Raw genomic sequence first — 6,476 nt, 5'->3', positions numbered from 1 at the left:
AGACCATCCGCGTCATCAAGACCACCACCCCCGACCCCGCCGACTACGGCGACGACACCCCCTTCTGAACCAACCCAAGGGGGCGCCTACGGGCGCCCCCTTTCGTGCGTTCCCACGTCCTCATCGCCGGCATCAGCTACCGACACAACTACGTCGGCTCCAAGCCCTACCCGTGGACCCACTGGGTCCTCGACACGCTCGGCTATCAACCCGACGACGAGCTGCACGACCTGTTCGCCGGCAGCGGCGCCGTCACCCTCGCCACCGAACTCCACACGCCCGCCGCCGAGAGCCGCTGAGCCAACTGTGGGACACCCATCGAGCAGGCTGCGAACGGACGCCCACGTCGCACCTGCTCGACCGTGTGCCGGCAACGCCTCGCTCGCCGCACGCGCACACTTCAGGCGCGTCGGTAGCCCGCTCACGGGCGCCCCCGCAAGGTGCTGCTTTGGAGGGCGCCCTGGTCATCGTGCACCATGTCGGACACTTCATCGCGGTTCTCCTATCAGCGCCCTCGTCATTGAATTGGGGCGCGTGGGGCGAACTCTAGGACGCAGGCATACAGCTCATACCCGTAGAACGATGGGGGAGGCGCGGTGAGCGGGTGTCATACGGGGGCAGCAGTGTGTATTCGAGCTCTTGCGGTGGTGCGGTCTTTCGTGTGGGGGACCCGTCTGCCGGTAATCCTCGGCGGTCACATACGTGCCCTGCGGGCGCACTGGTAGTCGCGCTCGCGCGCCCGAGCCGGATGCTCCACAATCGGGCTGTGGACGCAGAACCCGATCCGGACGAGACCGCAAAGGCAACCGAGGAAGCTTCCGCGCCTCCCGAGCGGCGCCGACTGAAGAGTGTGAGCTACGGCTGGCGGATCACGATCGGTGTGTTCATCTACCTCGTGATCGCTTTCGTCACTGTGCTGTACGCACCCGAAGCTCTGCTCAACAACTGGATCACCGGCGACGACACCGCCGAGAAAGCCAAGGTCGTCGCCGCTGCCGGCAACCTCGTACTCCTCGCGCTCGGCGGCGTGATCGCCGTCGTCACCGTCGGGCTCAGCATGTCCCGTCACCACCAGGAGCGCGAAGCAGCCGAACGCGACCGCCAGCGCCTCGACGATGACCGCAAGCGCGAGCAGGCGCGTCGCGATGAAGTAGAGGCGCAAAGGCGCATCGACACCGAGCGGGCGCTGCGCGAACGGTTCGTCACCACCGTGAAACTCCTCAGCGACCCCGCACCCGTCAACCGGCAAGCAGCCCTTTTCGCCCTCGGTGCCCTCGCCGACGACTGGGACGCCTTCGGGAAGCCGGACGAGGTACAGGTGTGCATCGAAGTCCTCACCGGATACCTCCGCGCACCCCGCACCGACGACATGCTTGAGCCCCTCACGCAGGAGGAGTACGACCAACTCGAGCCGGCCGAGCGTCGTGCCGCACAGAGCACCACCTCACAAGAGGTCGCCGTCAAGCAAGCCGGCTACACCGTAATCCGAAACCACCTCGGGGAAGGCGCGGCACCCCACTGGCGTGACCGGTCAATCAACCTCGCGCGCGCACACATCGACTTCCCCCTTGCTCTCGACGGGGCGACGATCAGCAGTCGCGGAAAGGTGGACCTGGGGCACGCGACGATCACCGGCGGCGGCGCGCTGTACCTCACGAATGCGAAGATCCGCGGTAAGGGGGTGCTGGACGTCAGCAGCGCGACGATCAGCCGAGGGGCTGTCTACCTGACGCGCGCGAAGATCACCGACGGCGGGAATGTATATCTCGACGGGGCGAAGATCAGCGGCGGCGGGATAGTGGTGCTCGCGCGCGTGAACATCGACGCGGACGCGAGGGTGCTCTTCGAGGAGGCGACGATCAGCGATAACGGGAGGGTGGTGCTTCTACGTGCGACGATCAGCGGCCGCGGCGCGCTGTACCTCACGGATGCGAAGATCCGCGATAGCGGGAAGGTGAACCTCCTGGCTGCGACAGTCAGCGATAACGGGAGCGTGTTCCTCGAGGGTGCGACGCTCAGTGACCGCGGGACGGTGGACCTCAGGCGCACGACGATCAGCGATGACGGGACCGTGTTCCTCGAGGGTGCGACGCTCAGCGACCGCGGGACGGTGGACCTCAGGCGTGCGACGATCAGCGACCGCGGGATAGTGGACCTCACGGATGCGAAGATCCGCGACGGTGGGACGGTGAACCTTGAGGGTGCCACGATCTGGGAAGGCGGGCTGCAGGGCTACACGAGTGCGTAGTGAGCCGGTGATGTTCGGTTGGGGATCGGTAAGCGAGACGCCCGCTTGCGGCGCCGGGCTCGCGGTCTAACGGGATGTCGGACGTCCCATATACGGTGTTCTTAGACCGTCCCGCTGACGGGTGCCTAAACGGAACGCGAGCCAGGAGGTATGACATGGACCGAGACGAGGACGTGCTCGTCATCGCCAATGGTGATCACTTCACCGTCGAGAAGAACTCGGACGGTGATCCGTGCATCAAGATCCAGAACACGGCGTGGGTTGAGGATCCTCGCTGGCTTCTGATCGCTGTGGCCGGAAAGCACGATCGCCGCGCAAGGATCAACGAACTCATCGGCGCGCTCACCGAACTGCGCGATCTCGACGGACGTTGACCGATGGCCAGCTGGGCAGCGTTCGAGCCGGTGCTGCTGAACCTCGCTGATAGCGAGGACTATGCGTTGCTGACGGCCGCGTTGTACGACTACGCGAGCAAGCTCGAGCACGACGCCGCCGACGAGGACGAGCGGGTCGCGTACAACGGCCCGGGTGTTCCCTCGAGCGACGGCCCGCGTCTGCGGGAGGCCGCGAAGCGGGTTCGGGCGATGATCGACGACATCGAACGGCAGCTCGACGCGAACAGCGCCGCGCGCCGCGAAGTGGGGGAGGGCTCGTGAAGGTCGGGTACTCGCGGGTGTCGACGAATGAGCAGGACGTGTCGTCGCAGCGGACGTTCCTGATCGCTGCCGGCATCGACGAGGAGCGCATCTACACTGACGTCGGCTTCACCGGGAAGAACCTGCAGCGTGCCGGCTTGCACCAGGCCCTCGCCGCCGTCCGTGACGGTGACACGCTCGTGGTGCCGAAGATGGACCGCCTGGCCCGCAACGTCGAGGACACGTTGCACATCGTCCGGGATCTCACCGAGCGGGGCGTCATCTTCCAGATGGGCCACACGGTCTACGACCCGCGCGACCCGTGGTCGAAGCTGTTCTTGACCTTCCTCGCCGCGATCGCGGAAGCCGAGGGCGGCTGGATCAGCCTCCGCACCCAGGAGGCGATGGCGCGTCCCAGCGTGCGGAAGAAGCTGAAGGGCCGACAGCCGGCGATCCCGCCCGAGACGGACGCGGCGATCGCCAAAGCGCTCGAGGAGGGCGACCGGTCCGCGGCCGACGTCGCGCGCATCTTCCGGATCTCCCGCAGCGGCGTCTACCGCGCCGCGGCCAGGCACCGAGCACGGATGGAGAGCGGGCGATGAAGCTGATACCGATTCCCGACGCCGATGGGAACCCGCAGCTTTGGGTCAACGTTGACCACCTGGTGAGCGTGATGCCCATCTACCGGGGCGGCGCGACGGGGATCGTCGTCGACGCGGAGATGAAGATCGACGGGATGCAGCTGTACCGAGTAAAGCTCGGAGAGCATGCCGATCGCGACGCTGCGCAGCTGGCGTTCGAGAGGTGGATGGAGCAGCTGCAGGCGGATCCGGATCCGGTCTAGACGCCGGGTGAGGGGGAGTGGTCGTGGACGTGCTGGTGTTGTTGCTCGCATTGGTCGGTTTCGGGTTGCTGTGGTGGTGGGCGGTCCGGGTTCTGCATCGGCGTAATCTGCCAGCGTCGATCGAGGGGCTCCGGGTCGAGGTGACCGCTCCGGTGATCGCGGAGGATCGGGTGTTGGACGTGTTGTGGGAGGTCCCGGTGATCGTCTCGAACACGTCCCGCCGGCCGCGCCAGGTGCCCCTGTTCGGTCAGGAAGCGCACGTGTGGGCGGGGCGGGCGAAGTACCTCTGCGCAGTCACGTCGGAGGCGGTGTGGCAGTGGGAGGACGGGCAGGTCCTGGTGCTCAACCCGGGTGCCGTGGTGACGGCGAGCGTGTGGGCGCAGGTGCCTGCCGGCGATGTTCCGCATCGCGTCGAGCTGCACCAGGTGCTGCCGCACACGCGCCGTATCCGTGGTGCGCTGCCTGCGCCGATCGTGAACGCTCGAACGCTGGAAGTGTGAGACCGACGGGCGAGAATCGCAGCTTTGTTCCTTCACCGTTTCGGGGTGGGGTGACGGTGCAGGCACGTCGAGCGGTGAAGTAGGACGGTTCCGTGACGGCGCCCACGTGGCGGCGTCGGTGACGCGTTTGCCCGCTGGCTCGAGCAGTTGCAGGCTTAGGCCACAAGGCGCCTGGGATGCATAGTTCTCTTTCTTGTGCGGATATCAGGCTCTATGAAGGATTGGTGAACCTGTTCCGCACTCAAAGGAGAATCATGGCTTTCAGGAGAACCAGTCGGGCGTTGACAGCCGTTGTACTCGGGCTCGCCCTCGGGGTGACGGGCGCTCAGTCTGCGCAGGCTGCGCCCGCATCAAAGTGTTCGGCAGACCAGGTTTTCATCGGAGTTCGTGGCTCCGATGCGCCGGCTGGCAGCGGATCAGAGGAAGGCGGCCGCGTCTATGCCTCGGGTGGATTTGGCGACCAGATTGCCGCGCTCGCTCCGAGCTTCAATGCAGACGTTTTCTCGACGTGGGCTCGAGCGATCAGGTACGACGCTCGAGGAGGTACCGAGTATTGGCCGAGCCAGTTGGATGGAGAACAGAAGCTGGTGACGGTCCTCAACTCTCTCGCCGACTGTGGTGGACAGATGCCTCTCATTTTCCTCGCCGGACACTCTCAGGGTGCCGACGTCGTATTGGAGGCCCTCGCCAACTCACAGCTTCTAAAATCGGTGTGGGTGAACATCAAGGCGGTCGCGGTCTTTGGAGATCCGAAGTTTCGATCCGGCATGAACTTCAACTTCTCCCCACCTCCGGGCGGCCAGGGAATACTCGGAGCCCGCACCACGGGGTTGACGAATGTCCTCGAGAGCCGGTATTGGTTCTACGGCTACCCTCAGTGGGCCGATCATCCGATGTGGTCGTCGCGGATCCGGTCGTGGTGCTACCCCAATGACTGGGCTTGCCAGTCGCTCGCTCTCAACAGCTCGACCAACGCGTCGCACAATAACTATGCGCAACACATGCCTGATGTGTTCTCATGGATGATGCACATGGGCGAATGGACGTGACTCAAGGTATTTCAGCTGCAGGTGTGGAGCGGACAAGCGCTGTCTCAATCCACTGGATCCTCGCGTTCGCACTGCTGCAGTTTCTCATTACCGCCTTCTCGGCAGTAACCATGTACCTGCGTCCCCTGAGCGTTGCGGCCTGCAGCGACACCTGCGACTACGACTCACTCGCCGGAGCGGTCAACACGTTCTTTGTGATCGTCGGTGTCGTAGTTGTCACAACTCTCGTGTGCACCTTCGCGTTGCGGCGGAGAGGGTGGTGGGTGCTCGCCCCACTGGCGGTGGGATCAGCCGTTACCCTTGCCGCCTATCTGATCACTGACGCGATCAGCTTGAGGGCGGTCGGGCTCTAGCTGATCGGAAGTCCGCGTTCGACCGTGGCGTGGACTTCCAGGACCGACATGACCCGAACGATCGTGCTCAGCCGCGGGTTTACGAGTCTGCCGTTGGGCGCTTGAGCGCGTTCGACCGCTCGATACGTCACCGTGGTTATGCCTGCGAGGATGGCGACCTCTTCTTGAGATAGGGCAAGAATCTGACGTTGGCTGTGAAATGACGCTGCTAGCTCGAGGGCAGCTGAGTGACAGGCTGAATCGTGATCCTCGCTCGTTGTGGTCATCCATGCTCCATCCCACCGCTCTGTGCTTTGACCCAACCACAGAGCGGTGGGATAGTCCACGACGGATATTCGCGCGAGGCGTCTTCACTCGCCCTGTGATCGTCGTAGATTCTTTCCTTCGCCGTTCGAGCGACCAAAGAGCTTTGCAGGCACGTCGAAAGGTGGAGTGGGACGGTCCCGTGACGGCGCCCACGTGGCGTCGTCGATGAGGACTGTGGCGACGAGCTCGAGCAGAGCGTAGGCGAGGGCGGTGATGCTGCCGGCCCGGTCGACGAAGTGCGATGCTGTCGCTGTGTCTGTCGCGGCCTGTCCGATATCGACGAGGATGCGCAGACGGTCGTCGCGCGCGAGCCAGGTGAATGCTGTCGGTGTGTTTTTCACCACCACCACATGCACGGCGGTGCGGAGGGGCGCGCCGACGGTGCCCTCCCGGTGCGGTGTGCGGTCGTGTGCTCGGTCGTCGTGTTGACGACCGTCGGCCCGTCCGTGCGGTCACTGCCAGCGCTCTGCTGCGCCCGAGGACGCCGCAGATGGGAGCGAGAAGACGATGCACCGAGCTACGGCATCCACCAGCCACATCA

10 protein-coding genes are annotated in these 6,476 nt (G+C 64.8%); 9 read left to right on the top strand and 1 reads right to left on the bottom strand.

The window, feature by feature from the left end:
* The first annotated feature begins 104 nt into the window (after positions 1–104).
* The 9 genes from ITJ43_RS14815 (at position 105) to ITJ43_RS14775 (ending at position 5,629) form a co-directional block, all read left to right on the top strand.
* Positions 105–299 carry a hypothetical protein gene (locus tag ITJ43_RS14815; RefSeq protein ID WP_194584627.1) on the top strand — a complete coding sequence of 65 codons (195 nt, stop codon included), beginning with the start codon at positions 105–107 and terminating at the stop codon, positions 297–299.
* A 467-nt stretch (positions 300–766) separates the two neighbouring features.
* Positions 767–2,248, top strand: coding sequence for a hypothetical protein (locus ITJ43_RS14810; RefSeq protein WP_194584626.1), 1,482 nt, complete (start codon positions 767–769; stop codon positions 2,246–2,248).
* A 155-nt stretch (positions 2,249–2,403) separates the two neighbouring features.
* Positions 2,404–2,622, top strand: coding sequence for a hypothetical protein (locus ITJ43_RS14805; RefSeq protein WP_194584625.1), 219 nt, complete (start codon positions 2,404–2,406; stop codon positions 2,620–2,622).
* A 3-nt stretch (positions 2,623–2,625) separates the two neighbouring features.
* Entirely contained in the window at positions 2,626–2,904 is a 279-nt protein-coding gene (locus ITJ43_RS14800; RefSeq protein ID WP_194584624.1) for a hypothetical protein, read from the top strand.
* A complete protein-coding gene (locus tag ITJ43_RS14795; RefSeq protein ID WP_194584623.1) occupies positions 2,901–3,485 on the top strand; it encodes a recombinase family protein in 585 nt (194 codons plus the stop codon). Before ITJ43_RS14800 ends, ITJ43_RS14795 begins: the two co-directional genes overlap by 4 nt.
* A complete protein-coding gene (locus ITJ43_RS14790; RefSeq protein ID WP_194584622.1) occupies positions 3,482–3,727 on the top strand; it encodes a hypothetical protein in 246 nt (81 codons plus the stop codon). The genes ITJ43_RS14795 and ITJ43_RS14790 overlap by 4 nt, the downstream gene beginning before the upstream one ends.
* A 23-nt stretch (positions 3,728–3,750) precedes the next feature.
* On the top strand, positions 3,751–4,227 hold the full coding sequence (locus tag ITJ43_RS14785) for a hypothetical protein (RefSeq protein ID WP_194584621.1): 477 nt from the start codon (positions 3,751–3,753) through the stop codon (positions 4,225–4,227).
* A 224-nt stretch (positions 4,228–4,451) separates the two neighbouring features.
* Positions 4,452–5,276: a cutinase family protein gene (locus ITJ43_RS14780; protein ID WP_194584620.1), complete on the top strand. Its 825-nt coding sequence runs from the start codon at positions 4,452–4,454 to the stop codon at positions 5,274–5,276.
* Positions 5,267–5,629 (top strand): hypothetical protein, encoded by a 363-nt coding sequence (locus ITJ43_RS14775; RefSeq protein WP_194584619.1) that lies wholly within the window; start codon positions 5,267–5,269, stop codon positions 5,627–5,629. The genes ITJ43_RS14780 and ITJ43_RS14775 overlap by 10 nt, the downstream gene beginning before the upstream one ends.
* Before the next feature lie 350 nt (positions 5,630–5,979).
* Here ITJ43_RS14775 and ITJ43_RS14770 read toward each other — a convergent pair whose 3' ends face one another.
* On the bottom strand, positions 5,980–6,276 hold the full coding sequence (locus ITJ43_RS14770; RefSeq protein ID WP_194584618.1) for a hypothetical protein: 297 nt from the start codon (positions 6,274–6,276) through the stop codon (positions 5,980–5,982).
* Positions 6,277–6,476: the final 200 nt, after the last annotated feature.

It is taken from the genome of Microbacterium sp. VKM Ac-2870, assembly GCF_015350795.1.
Lineage (GTDB): Bacteria > Actinomycetota > Actinomycetes > Actinomycetales > Microbacteriaceae > Microbacterium.
The sequence above is the reverse complement of the archived record's forward strand: the minus strand, read 5'-3'. Positions and strand labels throughout refer to the sequence as shown.

What these genes read in the sequence shown, in the direction of transcription:
- ITJ43_RS14805 (WP_194584625.1), top strand. Translation starts at nt 2,404, where the DNA reads ATGGACCGAGACGAGGACGTGCTCGTCATCGCCAATGGTGATCACTTC.
- ITJ43_RS14800 (WP_194584624.1), top strand. Translation starts at nt 2,626, where the DNA reads ATGGCCAGCTGGGCAGCGTTCGAGCCGGTGCTGCTGAACCTCGCTGAT.
- ITJ43_RS14790 (WP_194584622.1), top strand. Translation starts at nt 3,482, where the DNA reads ATGAAGCTGATACCGATTCCCGACGCCGATGGGAACCCGCAGCTTTGG.
- ITJ43_RS14775 (WP_194584619.1), top strand. Translation starts at nt 5,267, where the DNA reads ATGGACGTGACTCAAGGTATTTCAGCTGCAGGTGTGGAGCGGACAAGC.